The sequence below is a fragment of the Gilliamella sp. X-23 genome (genome assembly GCF_057063545.1).
On sequence record NZ_JBXSQG010000013.1, the window covers coordinates 12522 to 37934 of the forward strand.

Here is a 25413-nt window from a genome sequence, read left to right on the forward strand (position 1 = left end):
CTCTAAATAGTCGTTTTATCTGCCGATTTTATTATCGGCAGAGATGTGATGTTATTCTTCGGCAAAGTACCAATAGCCTTTGTTAACAAGATCAAGCATGACTTGAAGCGTGTTTGTATCTTGTAACTGTTGGTAAGAGAGTGTTTCAGTTTTACAAAGAAGATCAATGACGGGCATTGGTAGATCAATTTTTTCGCCATGGATGTAGCCACAATCGCCCACCTTAAGGATTCGAATACTTTGTACTCGGTTTAGTTCTGCTCCATTTTTTAGTAGCGATTCAAATTCGTTATAATCGTATGGTGGTTCAACTGGCAGAATATTTAAATCGTGCATTGGTAGTGTAATGTGTTTACCGAACCAATCGTTAAATAACTCTGGTTTTTTGATTAAATCGATGATTTGATCTTGTAGTTTTGTTAGTTCATAAGGCTGAACTTGGTATGGATCTTTAGGTCGTTTTAAATCTGGATCTTGATAATAAATACCATTTGGCAGATTATCAATGACATAATCTGCAAAGCTACTTAATAGCTCTTGTGAGGTTCGTGTCATAAAACCAACAGAATAACTGAGTGATTCACCAATGGATGTGCCATTATGCGGGCAACCTAGTGGAATGTATAAGATGTCGCCAGCAGTGATTTCTTCATCAATGATGGGTTGATATTCTTCAACATGCAATAATGCTTTGTGTGCATTAAATTGTTTATAATGTTGGTTGCGATCGCCAACTTGCCAACGTCTGCTGCCCATGCCTTGAATGATAAACACATCATAATTATCGATATGGGGTCCAACGCCAGCACCTTGTGTTGCGTAAGAAATCATTAGATCATCAAATTGCCATTGTGGCATGCATTTAAAAGGCTCAAGTAGTGTGGCAGCTTGTTCGTGCCAGTGATCAACAGCTTGTACTAGCAAACTCCAATGATCTTCTCCTAAGTTATCATATTGAGTAAATGGCCCAAATCTAGCATCCCAAATACCATCTTTATTAGAAACAATCCGGCTATCGATTTCTTCTTCCATTGCTAAACCCGCTAGTTCATCGGGTGTGATGGGATCAATAAAATGCGCAAATGCTTTGCGTAGGATTACCGGTTTTTTTTGCCAATAGTTTGTTAAAAAATCATCCCAATCAATGGCTAACTTATAATTCATTTAATTTTCCTTGAAGATTGAATAATTGACAAAAGTTAGATGTGGTCTTTTGCGCTATCTCTTCTAAAGAGACACCTTTTAGAGCAGATAAATATTGTGCCACTTCACGAACATAAGCGGGTTGGTTTTCTTTGCCTCGATATGGAACGGGGGCAAGATAAGGTGAGTCTGTTTCGACCAAGATACGATCAAGTGGCACATATTTGGCAACTTCGCGTAGGGCTTCGGCATTTTTAAAGGTGATTATTCCTGAAAATGAGATATAAAAACCGATATCTAATAGTTGTTTTGCTGTTTCGATATCTTCTGTAAAACAGTGCAATACGCCCGAATGAACATGCTCATTTTTTAAGATTTTTAAGGTATCTTCTTTGGCATTACGTGTATGGACAATGACGGGCTTACTTAGTTTTCGACCTAATCGAATATGCTCTTTAAAATTCTCTTGTTGTTGCTCTAAATTGTCTTGTTGGTAATAATAGTCAAGACCTGTTTCACCTAGTGCTACGACGTTATCTTCTTGGGCTAACTTTTGAAAACGCTCTGCATCGTATATTTCGTCATCAAGGTTAAGTGGGTGAATTCCACACGAAAAAGAGCATTGGTTTTGATAAGGTGTAAGCTTATGTTTCATGGTTTCATAGCCCGACAGCGTTGTTGCCACGCTTAGGCAATGTTTAACGTCGTTGTTGGAAGCTTCTTGTAACACATCTTTGATAGATTTAGTACTAAGGTCTAAACTATCTAAATGGCAGTGAGAGTCAATTAAAAACATAAAAATCTCTTTTTTATTTATCTGAATGTTGTTCAAAATCACGAACAGGTTTTATTGTAGACCACGAACGGCAAGCAGGGCATAACCAGTAGATTGAGTTAACTGTGAACCCACATTTTTGGCATCGGTAATTGGGCACAGTTTTTATTTGTTCGCCAACCATGTTTCTTAAAAGTAAAAGGCTTTCTTTAGCTTTACCTTGTTCTGCATCGGCAACATGATAGTTCATTAATCGATAAAATCCTTTTAAGTTAGGATGTTTAAGTAATTCACGATACATGAAGTATTGTGCAGAATCTAAACCTTTTTGTTTTTCAATAAGATCAGCAAGCATCAGCTCAGCTACATTACCGGTATCTTGATCGACACATAATTGTAAAAATTGCTGAAATTCATGTTGGTTATTGAGTTTTAAATAGCACTCTTTTAATAAAGGTAGTGCTTCGCCAACAAAGGCTTTGTCTTGTTGCAATATTTGTTGAAAAGATTGGATAGCTTGCTCTGTTTTATCTTGTACCATAAGAACTCGCCCCAACATGAGTGAAGTACGAGCACATTTATTATCTGCCATTGCTGATTTTTGTAATAGGCTATTTGCCTTATCAAGATCATCATTAGCAATAGCTTGTGATGCTAATTCACAATAAAATTGTGCGATATCAGTTTTGTATTTTTCATTGCCAAGCTTTACTAGTTTTGTTGCCGCGTGAATGGCATTTATCCATTCACTGGTTGATTGGTATATAATGATAAGTTGCTGTAATGCATGTTGTTGAAAGTCTTCTTCATCGATTAATTGCAAAAACATCTCTTCGGCTCGATCGTAAAGGCCTGCAACCATGTAATCCCGACCCAGTTGTTGAATAGCTAATAATCGTTGTTCAAATGTTAAAGACGAGCTTTCTAAAAGTGCTTGATGAATGTGTATCGCTCTATCAAGTTCGCCTCGAGAGCGAAATAGGTTTCCTAATGTTAAATGTGCCTCAAGTGTGCCATCGTCTTCTTTTAACAGGTCTAAGAAAAGATCAACAGCTTTGTCTTTTTGGTTAGACAATAGGAAATTTAAACCATCTACATATTCACGAGATAGTCGGTTAGATTCATTTAGATGTTTTTGTTTTGCATTTCTGTCACCCATATACCAACCGTATGCGGCGGCAATAGGAAGTAGCAGAAATAACAGTTCAAACATAGTAATCTAATTCTTAATTGGTTTTAGTTAAGTTTGTTTGTTGGTGATTGGTTACGCCTTCATCATATTTTTTTTGTAATTTGTTTAATTTACGTTTTGTTGATGAATGTTGGAATTTAGATTTTAAAAAGAACACGCCTGTTAATATCCAACCAACAATAAAACCTGAACCAAATAAAATGGCTAATAATACCGATAAACGGATTTCAGTTTTAGCCACCAAATAATTAAAAGTTACTATTTGATTATTAGCTGAACCTATTGCTATTGAGATAGCAAAGATGATAATTATCAGTAAAATTGATATAACAAATTTCATAATGTTGACCTTTCTTTTTATTTTTAGTTTTAGTTAAACGTTTTTATTTATTATACTAGACTGTTCATAACAATTACTTTTATTAGTTAAACAGTTATCAATGACATTCAAAAATCAAATTCGTCCATTGTTAATGGCAGTTTTTCAAAATTAGTATTTAAAAATTATTCATCTACTATATGCCATTTTCTAGCATAAAAATAGCTGATTAATGAAATTATCCAAGCGATTAATATGCTTGTTATTAGATCAATCGGGCTGTGCATGCCTAATAATAGCCGGCTAATTTCAATTAATATCGACCAAATAATGGTAATTGATACTATCACATAATGCTGCTTAAATTTAAGTAATGTTAAAGCTAAAAATGCCCAAGTTACAGCAAATAAAGTATGTCCAGAAGGAAAAGCAAATCCAGTTTCATTTTGCCAATGGCTAGATAACCAACTTGGAATTATGGGTGAATTTTTAAATAGCTGCTGAATAAGTTCTTTTCTTTCTAATTCCGATTTAGAATAAAATTGTTGGTTACTAATATTAAATTCTTTTGCCATCCAAAGTACATAAGGTCTTGATTCGGCTGTCTGCGATTTTAAAAAACTTTTAATTGTCTGCCCACTTAATATTGCACTAACAAGAAGTAACCATAATAATATAATTTTTTTTTTCGTTTTACTGGGTGATAATAGACAAAATACTAAGAATAAAATTGTCGATGTAATTATTGCCCAAGGAAAACTTGCTGTTTCAGTTATTACGAATAAATATTTAGATGTGTCATTTAATGACGCTGGTTGCCAATGCCAATTTATAGCTATAATAACTAAAGGCACAACTAAGAAAATAGCCAATATGGCTATTGTTTTTTTTATTACTAACCCCATTTATAAACTCAATTAAGTACAAATTGCTTAATATTTTAGCATAGAAGATAGATTTATTTTTATAAAATCTTAGCTATGTTTTATTTAAAACGGAGACAATAATGCAATTAAAACGCGTTGCACAAGCGAAACTGCCAACGCCATGGGGATGTTTCACTATTGTTGGATTTGAAGAAATTGCAACAAAAAAGGATCATGTGGCATTGGTATTTGGCGATATATCTGGCGATACATCAGTTCTTACAAGAATTCATTCTGAATGCTTAACAGGTGATGCGCTTTTTAGTTTACGCTGTGATTGTGGCTTTCAGTTAGAAGCAGCCTTAAAACAAATTGCAAAAGAAGGTAAGGGCATTTTAATTTATCATCGTCAAGAAGGGCGTAATATTGGGTTACTGAATAAAATTAGAGCTTATGCATTGCAAGATCAAGGCTTAGATACGGTTGAAGCTAATGAGCAATTGGGGTTTGCAGCGGATGAACGCGATTTTACCTTATGTGCAGACATACTAGCTTTATTGGGTGTATCACAAATTCGCTTATTAACCAATAACCCAGAAAAAATAAGAGTGCTTGAGCAGTCTGGCATTAAAATTACACAACGAGAGCCATTGGAAGTTGGCGAAAATCCAGATAATGAACACTATTTAGAAACCAAAGCTAATAAAATGGGTCATTTACTTCATTTACATCACTGTCATTGTAATCATTGATTATTTAAGTAAATAACAACTTAAAATCTCAAAATATATTTTGTATTTTGAGATTTTAAGAGTCTTAGATATCTAAAATATTGTTTTAACTTGTTTTGCCATTAATTTGGCTATGTTAAAATCAGTCTTTATCACAGCGTAGCACGCCACCATTAGCAATCTGATCTTTTGATATTTCATGCATGATGATTTGTACTGCTTCGGGTTTGCAGTTAAGGGTTTCGACAATGGCATCTGTTACGCGTTTTGCCATTTCTCTTTTTTGTTCTATAGTACGACCCTCTAAAAAATCGATAACAACATTTGGCATAGATATCTCCTAGTGATTAATTTTAGTAAGCTGTTCATCCGTCAATGCGATCTCATCATTATGGCATATTCCAATACCGCATTTTATAATTTTTTCGGCGATGGTTTTGGCTTCATCTAATGAATGCATTTTATAAGTACCACATTGATATTCATTTAATTCTGGGATCTGATTTTGCGATTTAACATTTAATACATCATGCATTGATTTTAACCATGCATCAACTATTAATGTTTCGTCCGGCTTGCCAATTAAGCTCATATAAAAGCCTGTACGGCATCCCATCGGTGAAATATCTATTATTTCAACTTTATCACTGTTAAGATGGTCGCGCATAAAGCCTGCAAATAAATGTTCTAATGTATGAATCCCTTTTTCAGGTAGATTATCTTTGTTTGGAATAGTAAATCGTAGATCAAATACAGTAATATTATCACCTTTTGGAGTTGCCATTGTTTTTGCAATTCGTACAAAAGGGGCTTTCATTTTGGTGTGATCAACTTTAAAACTATCTAGTAAAGGCATAACTTCCTCCTTATTTTTTGGTACTTTTTTAATCAATCGATTAACGAGTACCAGTGGGGTTTATTTTTACTGAGCAAGTAAATTTAGCATTTCTTGTTCGTCAATAACTTTGATGCCCAGTTCTTGGGCTTTATTTAGTTTCGAACCAGCGGCCTCTCCAGCAATGACTAGATCGGTATTTTTCGATACACTGCCCGTTACTTTGGCGCCAAATTGTTTTAATTTCTTTTTGGCTTCGTCTCGAGTTAAAACTGATAATGTTCCAGTTAATACTATAGTTTTACCAAAAAACGGCGAGTCAGTATTAAGTGGTTGCATCTGTGGATTGATATCTTGCCAGTGAATACCAATTTCATTACTTGTTAATTGTTCGATGACATTGCGATTATGCGGTTCTTGAAAAAAGTCTATAATGCTTTCTGCAATGACAACGCCGATATCGTTTACCATTTGTAGCTGTTCAAGTGAGGTGTTTTCTATTGCCGATAAATTGCCGAGTTGGTTAACTAGGTTTTCGGCAGTCACTTCGCCCACATTTGGTATACCGAGTGCAAATATAAATCGGCTTAATGTGGTATTTTTAGATTCCTCTAATGCATTTAATAAATTATTGGCAGATTTTTCACCGATTTTATCTAAACTACATAACATTGGTAGATTTAGTTTATATAAATCAGCAGGAGTTTTTACATAGTCTTTATCAACGAGTTGCTCAATGAGTTTGTCACCCATTCCTTCTACGTTCATTGCTTTTCGTGAAACAAAATGTTTTAAAGCTTCTTTACGTTGAGCTGGACAAATTAGACCTCCAGCACAACGAGATATAGCTTGACCTTCATCTCGAACTATTAGTGATCCACAAATAGGACAGTGTGTTGGGAATATGATCTCTTTTGTGTCTTTAGGTCTTTTATCCAATATAACGGCTACAATTTTAGGAATTACATCACCTGCTCGGCGTATTGTTACATAGTCGCCTTCTCGCACACCTAATCGAGCGATTTCATCAATATTATGTAGTGTTGCGTTACTTACAATAACACCTGCGACTGAAACAGGTTCAAGTCTTGCAACTGGTGTAATTGCACCAGTTCGTCCGACTTGGAAGTCTACTTTGTTTAATTGTGTAATTTGTTCTTGAGCAGGGAACTTAAATGCGGTAGCCCATCTTGGTGCACGAGCAACAAAACCAAGTTCGTTTTGTTGTTCAATGCTATTAACTTTGATGACCACTCCATCAATATCAAAACCAAGCGACATGCGTTGTTCGCCAATTTTTTTAAAGTAGGCTAAAGCAGCTTGTGCACCTTGGTGTTTTTGCACTTTATCGCTAACTGGTAGACCCCAAGCTTTGAATTGCATCAAACGGTCATAATGGGTATTTGGCAATGTAGCGCCTTCAACAATACCAACACCATAACACAAGAATGTTAATGGTCGTTTAGCTGTAATTTTAGGATCTAACTGTCTTAATGATCCAGCCGCTGCATTACGTGGGTTGGCAAAGGTTTTTTCGTTATGCTTTTGGGCATCGGTATTAAGTTTTTCGAAGCCTTTATGCGTTATAAATACTTCACCGCGGACTTCTAGTCGAGTTGGAATGTTGTCTCCCCTTAGAGTGAGCGGAATTGTTTTAATGGTTCTTACATTTGCTGTTATATCTTCCCCTGTTGTTCCATCACCTCGGGTTGCAGCCTGTATAAAGTGTCCATTTTCGTAAAGTAGGCTGACAGCAAGTCCATCAAGTTTGAGTTCACAGCAATATTCAACTTTCTCAGTATCACTTAAATGAAGACGATCTTTAATTCGTTTGTTAAATGCAATAAAACTAGCTTCATCAAAAACATTATCAAGTGATAACATAGGTATTTTATGTTTGATCGATGCAAATTGAGCTAATGGGACTCCACCAACTCGTTGGGTGGGGGAATCGGGTGTAATAAGGTCTGGATATTGTTGTTCTAGTGTTTGAAGTTGTTTTATTAATTTATCATATTCAACATCGGGAATTTCTGGCGTATCAAGTACGTAATAGCAGTATTCATGATGCCTAATTAGGTTCCGTAGTGAAGTCAATTGTTTTGTTATATCTTTAATTGATTCAGATAGATTTGTTGAGTTTTCGGATTTATTAGATATTGACATAATAATCGGCTCTTAAATTAAAACGTAGGGTTTGGGGAAATCATTACAATTGCATTAATTTAACTGTGAATAATGCATAGCCAAATTAAGTCATTTAAATAAATATGTTATATTAATATTTATTTGTAGCCACCAACCTAGATTGGTGGCGTTTTGTTAAAGATTTGCTGAAAATACTGTGGCTAGATTTCGTTACAGGCCTTTTTTATTCGATCTTTATAGCTGTCAATTTTTTGCGGAGTTAGCATGTGATGTTCATCATCTAATACCACACCGTTGACATCATCTGCTATGCGTTGCGCTGTTTGTAACATTAATTTAAAATTTTGTTGGTTGTTACCTTCTGTCGGTGCAACCATGAAAATAGATACTCCAGGAGTAGTAAACTCATGCATTGTTTCAGGGTCCAAATAGCCTGGTGTAACCATATTGGCTAAACTAAATAATATTGGACCATTACCAGCAGGATCCACATGGCGGTGGAAAATTCGCATATCGCCAAACTGAAAACCAGATTGCATAATACTAGCAAGTAACACATCACCTTGTAGTAATTTTCCGTTAAGACCAGTGACATTTAACACGATAATTTCGGTTTTGGATTGTTCTTCGTTAGTGTTTAATGTTTTTGGTTTATCGCTATTAGTATGAACTTGTTTTTCTTTTGTTACTTGCGTTGGCTCAAGTTCTTTTTCATCTTCAAAAAGATCACGATTAACGTTAATAACAGGTTCTTGCTCTTTGTCTGCATGAATTTCTTGTTGATCGTCGTTATCAACAAATAAATCTTTTTGTTGAGGCTTATTGTTTTGTTTTTCTATCGCTTCATCTATAACTACACTACTTTCAACGATCTCATTATTTTTTGTTGTTTTAGGTTTGAGTAAAATGACATCATCATCTTCTATTTCATTCATAGATAAATTTTGATTTTGTTGAATTTTTTGCCCGAATTCTCCTTTTTTATTTGAACTAAAAAGAGAAGAACGTTCTTTTTTATTGATCCAAAATCCATGGATAAGCAATGCAATAATGACCAAGGATGCAACAACAATTAGAACAATACGTAAATTATCCATAATAACCATCTCTGTATTAAATTAAATATAGACTCATTAATTATTTAATCATATTTTAAAAAAAATGATTACGGAGCACTGCAATGTAAATTTTTACTTTAATCTTAGCAATTTTCATTAAAGCAACCGTATTTGATATTGGTAGTATAACATTTTCTTTAAGATACTTTATAGCACAAAAAATTAGTTAGTCTATATTACTTTATTTATAGCAATAATCATAATTATCAATATACTTTTTTTTATATGATGACTCACTTAGTTATTTTTTAGAACTCTGTGCTATTAAGCGGTAAAGCTACTTACAATCTATGCATATTTTTTGTAAAATTGCCGATTACTTTTAAATAAGAACTGTTATTTAATTTTAAAAAAAATAAAATAATTATTAAGTTTACTGAGGTCATTTTTATATGAGATTTAACAAGCTGTTATTAGCCTTGCCTGTGGCGTGCGTCGGTCTGCTTTTATTAACAAGCTGTGATAATGGTAAATCACAAAACGGTAATAATAATTTACCGAAAGTAACTGTGTTTAAAGTTGAACCGTTAAACTATACCCTAAAAATTAGTTTGCCGGGTAGGGTTGTTGCATCTCAAATTGCTGAAATTAGACCTCAAGTCGGTGGTATTGTTTTAAAGCGTGAGTTTGACGAAAGTTCAAATGTTAAGGCAGGACAGTCACTTTATCAAATCGATCCAGCTATTTATCAAGCTAATTATGATAGTGCTGTTGCTAGTGTTGCTAGTGCCAAAGCAAATGCGAATATTGCACAGCTTACACTAAAACGTTATGCTGGGTTACTAAATACCAAATCAATCAGTCAACAAGATTACGATAAAGCAGCTGCCGATGCTAAACAGGCAGAAGCCGCTGTATTAGTTGCACAAGCTGCTGAGCATACAGCTAAAGTTAATTTAGAGTATACGAAAGTGTATTCACCAATTGATGGATATATAGGTAAATCAAGCGTAACTGAAGGTGCATTAGTCGCAGCTGGTCAGTCAACACCGCTTGCATTAGTTCAACAACTAGATCCGATTTATGTCGATATGACAGAAGCGGCTACTCGTTATAATAAGTATCTTCAAGATGAAAATGTTATTTATGAGCCAGCAAAAGGAAATAATGTAGAATTATTTTTTAACGATGGTTCAAAATATGCTCTACCTGGTAATATTAAATTTTCAGATATGACTGTAAACGAAACGACAGGTACAGTGACATTACGCTCTCAATTTGCCAACAATGAAGGCAAAATTTTACCAGGTATGTTTGTTAAACCACAAGTGACATTAGGTTATATTAAAAATGCTATACTTGTTCCACAACAAGGTATCACCAGTAATAAACAAGGTCAGTACACTGCAAAAATTTTGAAATCCGACAATACAATTGAATATCGACAAGATATTCAAGTTTATACTGGTATAGGTGGTTATTGGGTTGTGACAAAAGGTATTGATGTTGGTGAACAAGTCATCGTGACAGGCTTACTTAATTTGACGGGTGTTGAAATGGGGAAAACCATGAAAGGTGAAATGGTTGGCGATCCGACAACGCTTACTCAAGGACAGTTAGATAGTATCATCCAAAAAAGCATGAAATAAAACAGGGGTAGATTGAATTATGGCTAAGTTTTTTATTGATAGACCTGTTTTTGCATGGGTGATTGCTATCATGATGATGCTAGGCGGTGCTTTATGTATAAAGCTGTTAGCCGTTGAACAGTATCCTGATATTGCACCACCAGCTGTGACTGTTAGTGCAACCTATCCTGGTGCCGATGCGCAGACTATCGAAAACACTGTTACTCAGCTGCTTGAGCAGAATTTAACTGGATTAGATAATCTCATTTATATGAAATCAACCAGTAGCGCTCAAGGTTTTGTACAAACAACGTTAACTTTTGCGCCTGGCACTAATCCCGATTTTGCGCAAGTGCAAGTGTTAAATAAAGTAGAAAGTATAAAATCCCGTCTGCCTGAAAGTGTGCAAAAAAATGGGGTATCAGTCGCTAAGAATAACACTAACTTTTTAAAGGTTGTTGGTTTTTATTCGACAAATCCACAAAAAACACAAGCCGATATCGCTGACTTTGTCTATTCAACTGTACAAGATCAAATTCGACGAGTGCAAGGTGTTGGTGATACACAATTATTTGGTTCTGAATATGCTATGCGTATCTGGCTTGATCCAAATAAATTAACTTATTACAATTTATCCATTGAGGAAATTATAACTGCTATCCAAGCGCAAAATGCACAAGTAACGGCAGGTCAATTAGGCGCTTTGCCATCAACCGAAGGACAAGAACTTAATGCAACAATTACCGCACAATCGCGTTTAAAAACGCCTGAACAATTTCAAAATATTCTTGTTCGAGTTAATACTAATGGTTCTAATATCTTATTAAAAGATATTGCTACAGTTGAAATTGGTGCATCTGATTACAACTTTATTTCTCGTTATAACGGTAATGCATCAGCTGGTCTTGGGATATATTTGGCAACAGGTGCTAACCAATTAGATACATCTGATAAGGTTGATAAAAAATTAGAAGAGTTATCTAAAATCTTCCCTGAAGATATTAAATATGCTTTTCCATATGATACAACTCCATTTGTTAAATTATCAATTAGTAATGTAATTCACACTTTAATTGAAGCAATTGTTTTGGTTGTTGTTGTAATGTATGTGTTTTTACAAAACCTACGTTCTACACTTATTCCGACTATTACTGTACCTGTAGTATTGTTAGGTACATTTGCGATTCTTTATATTTGTGGATTTACTATTAATACCTTATCTATGTTTGCGATGGTACTCGCTATTGGATTGTTAGTAGATGATGCTATTGTTGTTATCGAAAACGTTGAACGGATTATGCATGATGAAGGGCTGTCACCTTATGATGCAACCGTTAAGTCGATGGAACAAATTACATCAGCGTTAGTGGGTATTGCGGTTGTATTATCTGCTGTATTTGTGCCGATGGCATTTTATGGCGGGGCAGCAGGTGGAATATATCGTCAGTTCTCGATTACCATTGTAACAGCGATGGGATTATCAGTATTGATGGCAATTGTATTGACACCTGCTCTTTGTGTACAGATTTTAAAAGCTCCATCAAAAAATAAAATTAGAAAAATTTCATTGGGCGAAAAATTAGAATCAGTACCGCCATTTAGTTGGTGTTCAAAAGGAACTAAGTCTTTTTTTAAATGGTTTAATAGTTTTTATGATAAAAGTTTACGTTCTTATGAAAAAGGCGTTATTAAAGTTATTCGTAATCCAATAATTGCTTTTGGCTGTTATGCTTTAATATTGGTTGGATTATTATTTGGATTTAACCGTTTACCTACAGGTTTCTTGCCGAGCGAAGATCAGGGAGTTCTTTTAGTTATGGTTGAATTACCTCCAGGCTCAACATTAGAACAAACGATGTCAGTATTAAATAAGGCATCTGATTTTTATACCCAAAAAAAGGCAGATTCTGTTGATGAAATTTTTACTGTTGCAGGTTTTAGTCCGGTGGGACGTGGGCAAAATATGGGGATGGGTTTTGTTCGATTAAAAAATTGGGAACAACGTAAACGAACTGATCAAAAAATTGATGCTTTGGTTAAAAGTGGCGGAGAACTTACTTCTAGTACAACTGAAGGACGGGTAATTGTTGCCAATTTACCTGCCGTACCTGCATTAGGTATGGCCAATGGCTTTTCATATGTACTGAAAGATACTGCTGGTTATGGGCATGATGCGTTGGTTGGTGCATTTTTCCAAATGTTGGGACAAGCGTCTGATCATCCAGAACTACAACAAGTTAGACCAGGGAGTATGCTTGATATTCCACAGTACAAAATTAATGTTGATTTTGAAGCTGCACAAGCATTGGGTGTTTCGGTCAATTCAGTCAATACGGTATTGTCGACAGCGTTAGGTTCTGCTTATATTGATGACTTTGTTTACAATAATCGAGTTAAAAAAGTGTACCTACAGTCTGATGCTCCATATCGTATGTTACCTGACGATTTTGGTTATTGGCATGTTAAAAATCGAAATGGTGAAATGGTTCCATATGATGCATTTGCTACAACGACAAAAACTTATGGTTCACCATCACTCGTTCGTTATGATGGTGTATCAGCAATGGAAATAAGTGGTTCGCCTGCTCCTGGAATGAGTTCTGGACAAGCAATGGCTGTAATGGAAGAGCTATCAAAAAATTTGCCTAAGGGTTTTACCTTTGATTGGACTTCTATTTCTTATCAAGAACGCCAAACAGGCTCACAAACTACAACCCTTTATTTTATTTCTATTATCGTTGTATTTTTATCATTAGCGGCATTATACGAAAGTTGGACCGTTCCTATTTCGATTTTATTTATTATTCCACTTGGTATTTTAGGCACAGTTTATGCAACTATGTTTAGAGGTCTTGATAATGATATTTACTTTATTGTAGGGCTATTAACGACAATGGGTCTATCTGCAAAAAATGCTATCTTAATTGTTGAATTTGCTAAAGATGCTATCGAAAAAGAAGGAAAATCATTAATTGATGCAACGCTTGAAGCTTGTCGCTTGCGTCTACGTCCAATATTAATGACATCATTTGCCTTTATTCTTGGTGTATATCCGTTAGCCTCTAGTAGTGGTGCTGGGTCTGCTGGTCAAAATGCAGTAGGTACAGGTGTAATTGGTGGCATGTTAGCCGCAACATTTTTAACCATATTTTATGTTCCACTGTTCTTTTTGTTTGTAACAAAACTATTTACTAAACATAGAAATAAAGTCGTATTATTGACTAACCGTTCGAAAGTGAAGTCTGAATAGTTGGTTTTATATGCATGAGTTAGATTGTATCGCTTGTGCTGAAAATTAAGATATTAAGAAATAAAATGCGCCAATTTAATGGCGCATTTTTATTTATAGATGTTTGTTAAAAATTAATATTAAGTTTTTACTTACGAGACTTTATTAGTTGTTGGCTAGTGTGAGCGTGGGTAATTGCTATAGCTAATGCGTCAGCAGCATCAGCTTGAGGGCTAGCTGGTAATTTTAATAGTAATTTGACCATATGTTGCACTTGGGTTTTATCGGCAGCACCAGTTCCCACTACAGATTGCTTAACTAAACGAGCGGCATATTCAAATACTGGTAGATCATTATTTACTGCTGCGACAATGGCCGCGCCTCTTGCCTGACCTAACTTTAATGCAGAGTCGGCATTACGGGCCATAAAAACTTGTTCGATTGCAAACATATCAGGTTGGAATTGTAAGATAATTTCACTGACACCAGCGTATACGCGTTTTAACCGGGTTGGTAAATCATCAATAGCAGTTCGAATACAGCCACTGCCAAGGTAAGTGAGTTGACGTCCCGTTTGTTGGATTACGCCGTAACCCGTCAAACGAGAGCCAGGATCGATGCCAAGAATAATGGCCATTAGAGTGCTGCTGCTACCTCGTCTGAAACTTCACCATTATGGTAAACTTCTTGAACATCATCACAATCTTCAAGCATATCAATTAAACGTAATAGTTTTGGTGCAGATTCAATATCAAGATCAACTTTTGTTGACGGAATCATAGATACTTCAGCTGCTTCGGCAACTAAACCTGCTGCATCAAGTGCATCTTTAATTTCACCAAAAGTTTCTGGTGTAGTAAATACATCAATAGCACCATCATCATAAGTTACAACATCATCGGCACCAGCTTCAAGAGCTTCGTCCATGACTTTATCTTCATCTGTGCCAACAGGGTATGAAATAACCCCTTTTTTAGTGAATAAATATGAAACTGAGCCATCAGTACCTAAGTTTCCACCTGATTTAGTAAAGGCATGACGCACTTCTGATACTGTACGGTTGCGGTTATCACTTAAACATTCAACCATGACAGCTGTACCTGCGGGACCATAGCCTTCATAAATAATTGTTTCCATATTGCTATCATCTTCACCACCAACACCGCGAGCAATGGCTCGATTCATGGTATCACGAGTCATATTATTCGATAATGCTTTATCCATTGCAGCACGTAGTCGTGGATTTGACGCTGGATCGCCACCACCAAGTTTTGCTGCAGTTACCAACTCACGAATAATTTTGGTAAAGATTTTTCCGCGTTTTGCATCTTGTGCTGCTTTGCGGTGTTTGGTATTGGCCCATTTACTATGACCTGCCATAAAATTCTCCAGATAATAATTTAAAAATCGCTATATTTTAGCAAATATTTACCTAAAATTCATCATCAATATACCTATAAGTTTTTATGTTCTGTAAAATTATTATTTAACAACAATGATAATATTTTTATCTATATGTAGGAGTTACTCGCGTTGTTTACAGTAATTAGGTAAGCTACTGTACTGAATATACATAAAAAAACAAAGTTAATCTTCAAAAGAATAGAATAGTAGAAAGTGATACCTACTTTAATGGAAAAGCAACATAATTAGCAAAATAATTAGCGATTAACAGATAAAACACCTTATAAGTTTTTTAAAGGGTTATTTTAATTATGATGTGAAAACAACTTGGTGTTTCCCTACATATTATAAATTTTTAAAACTGTATGCTTAGCTGAATCATTTCACATTGATCAAGATCACAAGTTTAATTTTTATATATTGCAGTCATAATCTATCCGATAGATGATAAGCATCGAAACGTTTCGATATTGGTTATTATTCATCTATCCAAGGATTACATTATGTATAAAGGTCAATTGTTTAATTCTGAAATTATTCATGTCTTATCCAAAATGGGGCATACAGATCAAATTGCGATAGGTGATGCAGGCCTGCCCATTGCTAGCGATACTCCACGCATCGATTTAGCCGTGACTTACGGTGTACCATCATTTATTCAAGTTTTCAAAACAGTTTCAAAAGATATGCAGATTGAAAAAGTGATATTAGCTGAAGAAATTATTAAACGAAATTGTGAAATGCATAAGCTAATACTAGAACAAATTAAGAAAATTGAACAGGCTCAAAATAACAGTATAGAAACTATTTATGTCAGTCATGAAAAACTAAAACTTCAAACTCGTCATTGTAAAGCTGTTATTAGAACCGGTGAATGTTCTCCGTTTGCTAATATAATTTTACAATCTGGTGTTATTTTTTAAATCTCAGCTACAAAGCTAAATAATGAGTGATTTATGAACGATAATCTTTTACAGCTTATAAATATTCACAAATCCTTTCCTGGTGTAAAAGCTCTTGCCGGAGTTAATTTAACTGTACGCGCAGGCCAAGTTATGGCTTTGATTGGTGAAAATGGTGCGGGTAAATCAACTTTGATGAAGGTTTTAACCGGAATTTACCCAAAAGATGAAGGTAAGATTATTTATTTAGGTAATAAAGTGAACTTTCATGGGCCTAAATCTTCACAAGAAGCTGGGATAGGTATTGTCCATCAAGAATTGAATTTAATTCCACAGCTTAGTATTGCTGAAAATATATTTTTAGGGCGTGAATTTACCAATAAATTCGGTTGTATAGATTGGAGAAAAACATACGCTCAAGCCGATAAATTACTTGCTGAACTTCACCTGAATTATGATAGCCGTCGTTTAGTTAGTGACTTATCTATTGGTGAGCAGCAAATGGTTGAAATAGCTAAAGTTCTTAGTTTTAACTCCAAAGTAATTATTATGGATGAACCTACTGATGCGCTTACAGATACTGAAACAATGTCTCTTTTTGAAGTAATAAAAAAACTTAAAAAACAAAATTGTGGTGTGGTTTATATATCGCATCGATTAAAAGAGATTTTTGAAATTTGTGATGAAGTGACTGTATTACGTGATGGGCAATTTGTTGGTGAAAAAAAAATTGATCAATTAAATGAAGATATGTTAATTGAAATGATGGTTGGTCGAAAGCTCCAAGAACAATATCCAAGAATTAATGTACCTCGAGGTAACATTGCATTAGAGGTTAAAAATTTAAAAGGTGTAGGCGTAAATGATATTAGTTTTAGTCTTCATGAAGGCGAAATACTTGGTATTTCAGGTTTAATGGGGGCTGGGCGAACGGAATTAATGAAAATGATTTATGGTGCTAACCCTGCAAAGTCAGGTGAAATAATATTAAATGATAAATCAGTTAAAATTAGTTCACCGCGTGAAGGTTTAACAAATGGTATTGTTTATATTTCTGAAGACCGTAAAAAAGATGGACTAATTTTAGGCATGTCAGTGAAAGATAACATGTCACTTAATGCTCTAAATTATTTTGCCAGCAAATTTAAGAAATTACGGTTAACTGAGGAACAAGAAGTAGTTAAAGACTTTGTTGGATTATTTAATATTAAAACACCGTCAATTAATCAAACAATTGGCTTCTTATCTGGCGGTAATCAACAAAAAGTTGCTATTGCTAAAGGTTTAATGACTCGCCCAAGTATATTAATTTTAGATGAACCGACACGAGGGGTAGATGTTGGAGCTAAAAAAGAAATTTATCAACTCATTAATCAATTTAAAGAGCAAGGTTTAAGTGTCATTTTAGTTTCATCAGATATGCCTGAAATACTGGGTATGAGTGATCGTATTTTAGTTATCCACGAGGGAAGAGTGACAGGACACTTTTTAAGTTGTGAGGCAACACAAGAAAAACTTATGGCAGCAGCCGTTGGAAAAACACAGGAGAGCGCTGATGTTGCAAAATAAAACATTTAAGAACATATTAATTGAACAAAAGTCCTTAATCACTTTACTCGTTTTAATTGCTATTGTTTCTTGTTTAAGTGATAACTTTTTTACGTTAAATAATTTTTTCAATATATTACAGCAAACTTCAATTAATGCGGTTATTGCTGTTGGGATGACTCTAGTCATTTTAACTTCTGGAATTGATTTAAGTGTGGGATCAATATTTGCTTTAACAGGTGCAATTACTGCTTCTATGATTGGTGCAGATATTTCACCTTTTATTGCTATTTTTGTCTCTTTGACTTTAGGGTGGTTATTGGGTGCTTTTTCGGGGCTTATTATAGCTAAAGGGAAACTTCAAGCCTTTATTGCCACCTTAGTTATGATGCTTATTCTACGGGGGGTAACACAGGTCTACACTAAAGGTAGTCCTATTTCTACTGGTAGTAATGATAATTCTGAATTATTTGAATGGGTTGCATTTGGTCGAGTACTAGGCATTCCTGTGCCAATATTAATTATGACTATTGTTTTTATCTTTGCATGGTACCTATTAAAATATACTCGCTTGGGTCGCTATATCTATGCACTTGGTGGAAATGAGGCTGCAACTCGTCTTTCAGGAATTAATGTTGATCGGGTAAAAATTATTGTTTATGCCATTAGTGGCTTACTTTGTGCTGTTGCGAGTACTATTGAAGTGGCACGATTATCTTCAGCACAACCTACAGCGGGTACAGGTTATGAAATGGATGCAATAGCTGCTGTTGTTCTTGGTGGTACTAGTATGTCTGGGGGACGAGGAAAGATTATCGGAACACTGATAGGTGCTTTAATTTTAGGCTTTTTAAATAATGGATTAAATATGTTGGGTGTGGATGCTTACTACCAAATGATTGTAAAAGGTGTTGTTATCTTATTAGCAGTTTTAGTCGATAAAAAGACCAATAAATAGTTGCTTTAAACTAGGTGTCTTATTTTAGGAGAAAGTTATGAAATTCGGAAAAATTTTTACAGCCATTGTTGCCATTACATTAAATTTTTCTTTTGCCTCTCAAGCTTTAGCAAAAGAAAATATAGCTTTAGTTGTTTCAACCCTTAATAATCCTTTTTTTGTTAATTTAAAAGAAGGTGCAGTAAATAAAGCTAAGGAGCTGGGTTATGAATTAGTGATATTAGATTCACAAAATAATCCAGCTAAGGAACTTGCAAATGTTGAAGATACTATTGTTAAAGGGACTAAAGTAATTCTTATCAATCCTACTGATTCTGAGGCTGTTGGTAATGCAGTGCTTGCCGCAAATAAAGCGGGAATTCCTGTTATAACACTTGATCGTGCTTCCGTTAAGGGAGAGGTTATTAGCCATATTGCATCCGATAATGTTGCAGGAGGTAAAATGGCTGGTGATTTTATTTTTCAAAAATTAGGTGCTAGTGCAAAAGTGATTCAATTACAAGGTATAGTTGGTACTTCGGCTTCTCGTGAACGTGGTGAGGGCTTTACCAACTCAATGAAAGATAACCAATTTACTATTTTAACTGCACAACCAGCTGATTTTGATCGTGCCAAAGGTATGAATGTTATGCAAAATTTATTAACTGCTTACCCTTTAGTGCAAGCGGTATTTGCAGAGAATGATGAAATGGCATTAGGTGCTGTGCGTGCAATTCAAACTGCTGGACGAAATGATATTTTAGTGGTTGGCTTTGATGGTACTGAGGATGGCATTAAATCTGTTGAACGTGGAAAAATGGCAGCAACGGTAGCTCAACAACCAGAAAAAATAGGTTCAATGGGTGTTGAAATTGCAGATAAAGTTATAAAAGGTGAAAAAGTTGATACAAAAATCCCTGTAGAATTAAAACTTATCACTAAATAAACTTTTTTAGGACGCATTCTAGCGTCCTATTGCTATGTGATTATGGAGTAGTTATATGAATTTAAATAAATTAATTGTGATTGGTAGCGTAAATATTGATCATATCTTAAATGTAAATGAATTTCCTAAACCAGGCGAAACATTAAAAGGTTCAAACTATAAAATTTCATATGGAGGTAAAGGTGCTAATCAAGCTGTTGCTGCTGGGCGTTTAGGTGCTAACGTTCAGTTTATTGCAGCGGTGGGGGATGATGATTTTGGTAAGAAATTTAAGCAACAATTAGAAAGCGATCATATAGATACCCATACTATTGCTGTAGTTGAAAGCAAAAATACCGGTGTTGCATTGATTCTAGTCAATAAACAAGGAGAGAATCAAATTGCTATCCATGAAGGAGCAAATTCAGCGGTTACACCTGAATATGTAGGTCAATTTGAAGATGATATAATAAAAGCAAATGCGATTTTAATGCAACTTGAAACACCATTACAAACTATAAAACATGTAGCAAAATTAGCTAAACAAAATAATACCCAAGTAATTTTAAATCCAGCGCCTGCACAAAATTTATCAGATGATTTACTTAAACACATTGATATTATTACACCAAACGAAACAGAAGCCGAGTTTTTAACAGGTATAAAAATTGTTACAGAACAAGATGCACAAAAAGCATCATTATTTTTACATAATAAAGGTATTAATACCGTTATTATTACACTGGGTAGTAAAGGGGCTTGGGTAAGTTATTGTGGTGAGGGCAAAATTGTTTCAGGATTTCATGTTAAAGCTGTTGATACTATTGGTGCTGGCGATACATTTAATGGAATGTTAGTAACTGCCTTATTAGAAGGAAAAACACTCAATCAAGCTGTTAGATATGCTCATGCCGCTGCGGCACTATCGGTGACTAAAGCGGGAGCACAGACATCAGTGCCAACACGTAATGAAGTAGAAGATTTCATTAAATTACAAGGTTTATAGAAGAGCAATAAAAATTTGGTTACAATAAAGGATGTTGCAAAATCTGCGAATGTATCGACTTCAACTGTTTCTCATGTCATCAATAATGATCGTTATGTTAGCCCAGCTATACGTGAAAAAGTTGAGCAGATAATCAAACAACTAAATTATACCCCTTCAGCTATTGCTCGCAGTTTAAAAAGCAATAAAACTTATACTATTGGTATGTTGGTGACAGCAAGCAATAATCCTTTTTTCTCTGAAGTAGTGCAAGGTGTTGAGCGTAGTTGTTATGAGCTTGGTTATAATTTGATTTTATGTAGTACCGAAGGTGATCATCAGCGTATGCTTGATAATATTGAACATTTACTGCAAAAGCGTGTTGATGGTTTACTGGCTATGTGTACTGAAACTTATTCAATTCCAAAGCAGATATTCGCTCGATACCCTAAGCTTCCTATAGTAATGATGGATTGGACACCATTTGATGGTATGTGTGATATTATTCAAGATAATTCTTTTTTTGGAGCAATGATTGCTACACAATATCTGATTAAGCAAAACTACAAACAGATAGCATGCATCACAGGTCCTTTAAATAATACTCAAGCACAATCGCGCCTACAAGGATATCGGAAGGCTATGCAAAATGCTAGTTTAACAATTTTAAGCAAGTATGAGGCACAAGGTGACTTCCAATTTGCATCAGGAATTGTTGCTATGCAAAATTTATTAAAACTATCTATTCCCCCACAGGCTGTGTTTTGTTCTAATGATGCTATGGCTATCGGTGCTTATCAAGCACTTTATCAAAATGGTCTTGAAGCAGGAAAAGATATTGCAATTATTGGTTATGATGATATTGAAATTGCACAATATATGACGCCACCTTTAACTACTATCCATCAACCAAAAGAAGAATTAGGACAATTGGCTGTTGAAACATTATTAAATCGATTTCATAACCCTACAGATTCACTCCATACATTAACTTTAACACCTACATTAATTAAACGTTTATCTGCTTAGTAAGTATTATAAAAATAAAGCATTGAATGAATTTTGTAATTGTGCTTTAAAATGGAAAAAAGCACCTTATATTAAGGTGCCTTTTATATTATAAAATGTTAAATAATAGACGATTAACTCATTCCGTATTGTTTTAATTTTTTGCGAAGTGTACCGCGGTTGATACCAAGCATATTTGCTGCTCGAGTTTGATTGCCACGTGTATATTGCATAACCATATCAAGGAATGGATGTTCAACTTCAGCTAACACTAATTCATAAAGATCTGTAGGATCTTCACCATTTAATTGCGATAAATAGTTTTTTAAAGCTTGCTTTACGGAATCTCGCAATGGCTTTTGTGTTATTTGGTCCTGAGAATTTACAGTTGTAAATTTAAGTGCTGCAGCTGTAACGCGTTGTTCTGACATAGTATTCTTAACTCTTTGGGTTGTTTCTAATTTGACTAAAAAATGCTTTTAGAGTGTTTACTTGCTCACTTGTATTGCTAAGTACACTAAATAAGCGCCTGAATTGATCGCTGTCAGCATAATTCTTGGTGTACCAATTTACATGCTTTCTGGCAATCCTTAATCCTTTGTATTCTCCATAAAATTGATAAAGTTCATCAAGATGTGACAATACAACTTGTTCTACTTCATCAATACTTTTATTTTTCTGTAACTGTCCATGTGTTAAATAGAATGCAATTTCTTCAAATATCCAAGGTCGCCCCTGTGCCGCTCGGCCGATCATTATAGCATCAGCTTGCGTATATTGAAAAACATCTTTTGCCTGTTCAGGTGTACAAATATCCCCATTGGCAATTACAGGAATTGTAACGTTTTCTTTAACTGCCTTAATAGAATCATATTCAGCCACACCATTGAATAAGCAAGCACGTGTTCTTCCATGAATAGTAATTGCCTTTATGCCACAGTCCTGTGCAATTTGTGCGATTTCTATGCAATTTCTATGATCTTTATTCCATCCAGTCCGCGTTTTTAATGTTACCGGAACATCAACTGCACCGACAACTTTCTGCAAAATTTTTTTAATAAGTTCTGGATACTGCATTAAAGCAGATCCTGCCAATTTTTTATTGACCTTTTTAGCTGGGCACCCCATATTGATATCAATCAATTGAGCGCCATGTTTGACATTAAATTCTGCAGCTCTAGCCATTTCGTCGGGATCAGAACCAACAATTTGTACTGCACGAACACCCATATCCTCGCTTGCAACCATCCGCAAAGCTGATTTATCGGTATGCCAAACATCCGAATTTGCTAAAAACATTTCTGAAACTGTCATACCAGCACCAAACTGATAGCACAAATTACGAAATGGTTTATCGCTGATTCCAGCCATTGGTGCAGCAATTAAATTATTTCTTAATTTAATCTCACCAATGCTAAGCAAATTAAGGCCGGCTATATTACGCATTTTTTCTCTAACTTAAAAGGGGGTAACGTTATTTTTTTAAATTTTTTTACCAGTGATACGGCACCACTCCTCCTGTTCAACAACAGGATCTAGTGTAAAATGAGGTTTATAAGCCATACAAACACTTGGTGATTGAGTTGCTAAAATACCCGATAATCCTAGCTTACCTTGCGGTTTTACTAATTTACTTATATGTGGTTCAAGTTCTTTTAATGGACCAGCTAAAATATTGGCAACAAGGATATCTGCTTGTAAATTATCAGGGATATCTTTTGATAAATAAAGTTCTAACTTTTCGCTGACATCATTACGTTGAGCATTGTCACGGCTAGCTTGAATGGCTTGAGGATCAATATCGATACCAATTACTCGCTTTGCGCCTAATTTAAGTGCTGCAATTGCCAAAATACCAGACCCACAACCGTAATCAATTACTAATTTATCGTTCAGATCTAAACTATCTAGCCAAGTTAAGCATAATGCAGTGGTTGGGTGAGTACCTGTTCCAAATGCTAAACCAGGATCTAACATAACATTGACTGCGTTTGCATCGGGTACATCGCGCCAACTTGGACAAATCCAAAGTCGTTTACCAAATTGCATAGGATGAAAGTTATCCATCCATTCTCGCTCCCAGTCTTTATCTTCCAATTGTTCAAATTTATAAGAATATTGCTCAAGATTTAATATTGCTTTTAATTCATTGATATCTGTTTGAGCATCATATAAGCCAATGACATCGGTGTTACCCCAAAGTTTAGTTTCGCCGGGTAGTGGTTCAAATACAGGAGTATCATACGTGTCTTGAAATGTCACAGATACTGCGCCTGATTCTTCTAATTGCTCGCTAATTTGTTCAGCAATATCACTAGTTGTATTAATTTTGAGTTGAATCCAAGGCATAATTTTCCCTTTTATTGCCAAACATATTGGCTATAATAAAAACAATAAATCCAATAGCTAGAGACGGTACTATTGGGTGGAGAGCTAATAGTTTAATATCATAACTCGCTAATAATGTATAACTCACAGCGCCAGTAAGCATTGAGCAAAGCGCCCCTGTAGCGTTGGCATTTTTCCAGTATAATCCAAGCACTAACGGCCATAGAAAAACAGCTTCAAGCCCTCCAAAAGCAAGTAAATTTAACCAAATAATCATGTCAGGAGGAGTCCATGCAGCTAAAATAAGCAATCCACCAAAAATAAAAGTGATAGTGACTGATATATGAGTGAGAAATTTATCGCTAAAATTAACATGAGTTTTGATTCTTAAAAATAGATCTTTAATAAGAACTGATGATACTTGTAATAACTGAGCATTAATAGTGGACATAATCGCTGCAAGAGGTGCTGCCAAAAAGATACCTGCTGCAAAAGGAGGTAATACATTTATGATCAATGTTGGCACTATTTGATCTGGAATTGTTAAATCACTAATAATAGCACGACCTAAAGCGCCAGATAAGTGCATGGTTAGCATAATCACAGAAACAACAATAGTACCGATAATAATTCCTTGATGCACGGCTTTGCTATCTTTATAGGCCATACAACGCACTGCAGTATGAGGCAAACCAACCACACCAAAACAAACCCAAATCCAAAATGACGCCATAAACGGTAAATCTATGAAATCATTGGGCCCTTGTGGTGTTAAAAGTGCAGGATCAATTTCCATTAATCGATCAATTATTGTCGTAATTCCCCCACCTGCATAAATAATCGCACCAAGTAATAATATCGCGCCAATTATCATCACTAAACCTTGAAATGCATCATTTAAAATGCTGGCTCTAAAACCACCAAATGCAGTATAGATAACAGTACCAATACCGAATATTAATAGCCCGGTATGATAAGGAATACCTATTGATGATTGTAGCAATCGAGCCCCGCCGACAAATTGTACCGTCATCGCACCAATAAAGGCAACGACAAGAGTAATACTTGCAAACCAAACAATGGTTTTACTTTTATAGTGAGCATAAAGCATATCACTTAAGGTTATTGCATCATATTTGCGTGCTAAAATGGCAAATTTTTTGCCTAAAATACCAAGTGAAAGTAGTACTGTTGGGACTTGGATCATCGACAATAGTACCCAACCAAGACCAAATTTATAGGCTGCACCTGGGCCACCAATGAAAGAGCTGGCACTAATATAAGTTGCAGCTAATGTCATGGCGAGTAAAAATCCTCCCATGGTTCGATTACCGATAAAGTAATCAGTAAATTGATTCACCTTTTTGCGTTTCATATAGGAATAAATTGATAACGCAAACACGAAAATAAGATAGATGACAAGAGGTACAATAATATCCAAATTCATTGTTT

24 protein-coding genes are annotated in these 25413 nt (G+C 35.1%); 9 read left to right on the top strand and 15 right to left on the bottom strand.

Going from position 1 to position 25413, the window contains the following annotated elements; genetic code table 11:
* Positions 1-51: 51 nt before the first annotated feature.
* From ACYH9I_RS09080 to ACYH9I_RS09100, 5 genes are all read right to left on the bottom strand, one after another.
* Complete coding sequence (locus ACYH9I_RS09080; RefSeq protein WP_483560440.1) at positions 52-1164, bottom strand: ribosomal protein uL16 3-hydroxylase; 1113 nt, start codon at positions 1162-1164, stop codon at positions 52-54.
* Positions 1154-1939 (bottom strand): YchF/TatD family DNA exonuclease, encoded by a 786-nt coding sequence (locus ACYH9I_RS09085; protein ID WP_483560441.1) that lies wholly within the window; start codon positions 1937-1939, stop codon positions 1154-1156. The genes ACYH9I_RS09080 and ACYH9I_RS09085 overlap by 11 nt, the downstream gene beginning before the upstream one ends.
* A gap of 13 nt (positions 1940-1952) precedes the next feature.
* A complete protein-coding gene (gene lapB / locus ACYH9I_RS09090; protein ID WP_483560442.1) occupies positions 1953-3131 on the bottom strand; it encodes a lipopolysaccharide assembly protein LapB in 1179 nt (392 codons plus the stop codon).
* A 13-nt stretch (positions 3132-3144) separates the two neighbouring features.
* Positions 3145-3450, bottom strand: coding sequence for a LapA family protein (locus ACYH9I_RS09095; RefSeq protein WP_483560443.1), 306 nt, complete (start codon positions 3448-3450; stop codon positions 3145-3147).
* Between the two features lie 164 nt (positions 3451-3614).
* Entirely contained in the window at positions 3615-4334 is a 720-nt protein-coding gene (locus ACYH9I_RS09100; RefSeq protein ID WP_483560444.1) for a phosphatase PAP2 family protein, read from the bottom strand.
* Positions 4335-4435: 101 nt separating this feature from the next.
* Between ACYH9I_RS09100 and ribA the strand changes: the two genes are divergently transcribed.
* A complete protein-coding gene (ribA, locus tag ACYH9I_RS09105; RefSeq protein WP_483560445.1) occupies positions 4436-5047 on the top strand; it encodes a GTP cyclohydrolase II in 612 nt (203 codons plus the stop codon).
* 121 nt (positions 5048-5168) lie between these two features.
* On the opposite strand, the gene ACYH9I_RS09110 is transcribed toward ribA, so the two are convergent.
* The 4 genes from ACYH9I_RS09110 to zipA form a co-directional block, all read right to left on the bottom strand.
* Entirely contained in the window at positions 5169-5357 is a 189-nt protein-coding gene (locus ACYH9I_RS09110; RefSeq protein WP_267353069.1) for a 2-hydroxymuconate tautomerase, read from the bottom strand.
* Between the two features lie 9 nt (positions 5358-5366).
* The gene (gene luxS, locus ACYH9I_RS09115) at positions 5367-5882 is read right to left on the bottom strand and encodes an S-ribosylhomocysteine lyase (RefSeq protein WP_483560446.1); all 516 of its coding nucleotides are present in this window, start codon (positions 5880-5882) and stop codon (positions 5367-5369) included.
* Positions 5883-5948: 66 nt separating this feature from the next.
* Positions 5949-7979, bottom strand: a complete 2031-nt coding sequence (gene ligA, locus ACYH9I_RS09120) for an NAD-dependent DNA ligase LigA (RefSeq protein ID WP_483560476.1) — start codon at positions 7977-7979, stop codon at positions 5949-5951.
* Positions 7980-8209: 230 nt separating this feature from the next.
* Entirely contained in the window at positions 8210-9109 is a 900-nt protein-coding gene (gene zipA, locus ACYH9I_RS09125; RefSeq protein ID WP_483560477.1) for a cell division protein ZipA, read from the bottom strand.
* Between the two features lie 410 nt (positions 9110-9519).
* Between zipA and ACYH9I_RS09130 the strand changes: the two genes are divergently transcribed.
* On the top strand, positions 9520-10716 hold the full coding sequence (locus tag ACYH9I_RS09130) for an efflux RND transporter periplasmic adaptor subunit (protein WP_483560447.1): 1197 nt from the start codon (positions 9520-9522) through the stop codon (positions 10714-10716).
* Positions 10717-10735: 19 nt separating this feature from the next.
* Positions 10736-13945, top strand: coding sequence for an efflux RND transporter permease subunit (locus ACYH9I_RS09135; RefSeq protein ID WP_483560448.1), 3210 nt, complete (start codon positions 10736-10738; stop codon positions 13943-13945).
* 127 nt (positions 13946-14072) lie between these two features.
* Here the strand turns inward: ACYH9I_RS09135 and ruvC are convergent, their stop codons facing one another.
* On the bottom strand, positions 14073-14561 hold the full coding sequence (ruvC, locus tag ACYH9I_RS09140; RefSeq protein ID WP_483560449.1) for a crossover junction endodeoxyribonuclease RuvC: 489 nt from the start codon (positions 14559-14561) through the stop codon (positions 14073-14075).
* Positions 14561-15304 carry a YebC/PmpR family DNA-binding transcriptional regulator gene (locus tag ACYH9I_RS09145; protein ID WP_483560450.1) on the bottom strand — a complete coding sequence of 248 codons (744 nt, stop codon included), beginning with the start codon at positions 15302-15304 and terminating at the stop codon, positions 14561-14563. The genes ruvC and ACYH9I_RS09145 overlap by 1 nt, the downstream gene beginning before the upstream one ends.
* 527 nt (positions 15305-15831) lie before the next feature.
* On the opposite strand from ACYH9I_RS09145, the gene rbsD reads away from it, so the two are divergent.
* The 6 genes from rbsD to rbsR are packed head-to-tail and all read left to right on the top strand — an operon-like array spanning position 15832 to position 21654.
* Positions 15832-16251: a D-ribose pyranase gene (gene rbsD / locus ACYH9I_RS09150; protein ID WP_483560451.1), complete on the top strand. Its 420-nt coding sequence runs from the start codon at positions 15832-15834 to the stop codon at positions 16249-16251.
* A 33-nt stretch (positions 16252-16284) separates the two neighbouring features.
* The gene (gene rbsA / locus ACYH9I_RS09155) at positions 16285-17799 is read left to right on the top strand and encodes a ribose ABC transporter ATP-binding protein RbsA (protein ID WP_483560452.1); all 1515 of its coding nucleotides are present in this window, start codon (positions 16285-16287) and stop codon (positions 17797-17799) included.
* The gene (gene rbsC / locus ACYH9I_RS09160; protein WP_160431084.1) at positions 17786-18736 is read left to right on the top strand and encodes a ribose ABC transporter permease; all 951 of its coding nucleotides are present in this window, start codon (positions 17786-17788) and stop codon (positions 18734-18736) included. Before rbsA ends, rbsC begins: the two co-directional genes overlap by 14 nt.
* A 37-nt stretch (positions 18737-18773) precedes the next feature.
* Complete coding sequence (rbsB, locus tag ACYH9I_RS09165; protein WP_483560453.1) at positions 18774-19661, top strand: ribose ABC transporter substrate-binding protein RbsB; 888 nt, start codon at positions 18774-18776, stop codon at positions 19659-19661.
* 55 nt (positions 19662-19716) lie between these two features.
* Complete coding sequence (rbsK, locus tag ACYH9I_RS09170; protein ID WP_483560454.1) at positions 19717-20646, top strand: ribokinase; 930 nt, start codon at positions 19717-19719, stop codon at positions 20644-20646.
* A gap of 15 nt (positions 20647-20661) precedes the next feature.
* Positions 20662-21654 (top strand): ribose operon transcriptional repressor RbsR, encoded by a 993-nt coding sequence (gene rbsR, locus ACYH9I_RS09175; protein WP_483560455.1) that lies wholly within the window; start codon positions 20662-20664, stop codon positions 21652-21654.
* Positions 21655-21767: 113 nt separating this feature from the next.
* On the opposite strand, the gene fis is transcribed toward rbsR, so the two are convergent.
* The 4 genes from fis to panF are packed head-to-tail and all read right to left on the bottom strand — an operon-like array spanning position 21768 to position 25408.
* Positions 21768-22064 carry a DNA-binding transcriptional regulator Fis gene (gene fis / locus ACYH9I_RS09180; protein ID WP_034883623.1) on the bottom strand — a complete coding sequence of 99 codons (297 nt, stop codon included), beginning with the start codon at positions 22062-22064 and terminating at the stop codon, positions 21768-21770.
* A 7-nt stretch (positions 22065-22071) separates the two neighbouring features.
* A complete protein-coding gene (gene dusB / locus ACYH9I_RS09185; RefSeq protein WP_483560456.1) occupies positions 22072-23079 on the bottom strand; it encodes a tRNA dihydrouridine synthase DusB in 1008 nt (335 codons plus the stop codon).
* Between the two features lie 36 nt (positions 23080-23115).
* Positions 23116-23982, bottom strand: coding sequence for a 50S ribosomal protein L11 methyltransferase (gene prmA / locus ACYH9I_RS09190; RefSeq protein WP_483560457.1), 867 nt, complete (start codon positions 23980-23982; stop codon positions 23116-23118).
* On the bottom strand, positions 23957-25408 hold the full coding sequence (gene panF / locus ACYH9I_RS09195; RefSeq protein WP_483560458.1) for a sodium/pantothenate symporter: 1452 nt from the start codon (positions 25406-25408) through the stop codon (positions 23957-23959). The genes prmA and panF overlap by 26 nt, the downstream gene beginning before the upstream one ends.
* Positions 25409-25413 lie beyond the last annotated feature (5 nt).

Coding starts and splice junctions, on each gene's coding strand:
- ACYH9I_RS09135 (WP_483560448.1), top strand. CDS start 10,736: ATGGCTAAGTTTTTTATTGATAGACCTGTTTTTGCATGGGTGATTGCT.
- lapB (WP_483560442.1), bottom strand. CDS start 3,131: ATGTTTGAACTGTTATTTCTGCTACTTCCTATTGCCGCCGCATACGGT.
- luxS (WP_483560446.1), bottom strand. CDS start 5,882: ATGCCTTTACTAGATAGTTTTAAAGTTGATCACACCAAAATGAAAGCC.
- ACYH9I_RS09100 (WP_483560444.1), bottom strand. CDS start 4,334: ATGGGGTTAGTAATAAAAAAAACAATAGCCATATTGGCTATTTTCTTA.
- fis (WP_034883623.1), bottom strand. CDS start 22,064: ATGTCAGAACAACGCGTTACAGCTGCAGCACTTAAATTTACAACTGTA.
- ruvC (WP_483560449.1), bottom strand. CDS start 14,561: ATGGCCATTATTCTTGGCATCGATCCTGGCTCTCGTTTGACGGGTTAC.
- ACYH9I_RS09130 (WP_483560447.1), top strand. CDS start 9,520: ATGAGATTTAACAAGCTGTTATTAGCCTTGCCTGTGGCGTGCGTCGGT.
- ACYH9I_RS09145 (WP_483560450.1), bottom strand. CDS start 15,304: ATGGCAGGTCATAGTAAATGGGCCAATACCAAACACCGCAAAGCAGCA.
- rbsA (WP_483560452.1), top strand. CDS start 16,285: ATGAACGATAATCTTTTACAGCTTATAAATATTCACAAATCCTTTCCT.
- prmA (WP_483560457.1), bottom strand. CDS start 23,982: ATGCCTTGGATTCAACTCAAAATTAATACAACTAGTGATATTGCTGAA.
- panF (WP_483560458.1), bottom strand. CDS start 25,408: ATGAATTTGGATATTATTGTACCTCTTGTCATCTATCTTATTTTCGTG.
- rbsC (WP_160431084.1), top strand. CDS start 17,786: ATGTTGCAAAATAAAACATTTAAGAACATATTAATTGAACAAAAGTCC.
- rbsK (WP_483560454.1), top strand. CDS start 19,717: ATGAATTTAAATAAATTAATTGTGATTGGTAGCGTAAATATTGATCAT.
- rbsD (WP_483560451.1), top strand. CDS start 15,832: ATGTATAAAGGTCAATTGTTTAATTCTGAAATTATTCATGTCTTATCC.
- ACYH9I_RS09110 (WP_267353069.1), bottom strand. CDS start 5,357: ATGCCAAATGTTGTTATCGATTTTTTAGAGGGTCGTACTATAGAACAA.
- ACYH9I_RS09085 (WP_483560441.1), bottom strand. CDS start 1,939: ATGTTTTTAATTGACTCTCACTGCCATTTAGATAGTTTAGACCTTAGT.
- ACYH9I_RS09080 (WP_483560440.1), bottom strand. CDS start 1,164: ATGAATTATAAGTTAGCCATTGATTGGGATGATTTTTTAACAAACTAT.
- rbsB (WP_483560453.1), top strand. CDS start 18,774: ATGAAATTCGGAAAAATTTTTACAGCCATTGTTGCCATTACATTAAAT.
- ACYH9I_RS09095 (WP_483560443.1), bottom strand. CDS start 3,450: ATGAAATTTGTTATATCAATTTTACTGATAATTATCATCTTTGCTATC.
- ribA (WP_483560445.1), top strand. CDS start 4,436: ATGCAATTAAAACGCGTTGCACAAGCGAAACTGCCAACGCCATGGGGA.
- dusB (WP_483560456.1), bottom strand. CDS start 23,079: ATGCGTAATATAGCCGGCCTTAATTTGCTTAGCATTGGTGAGATTAAA.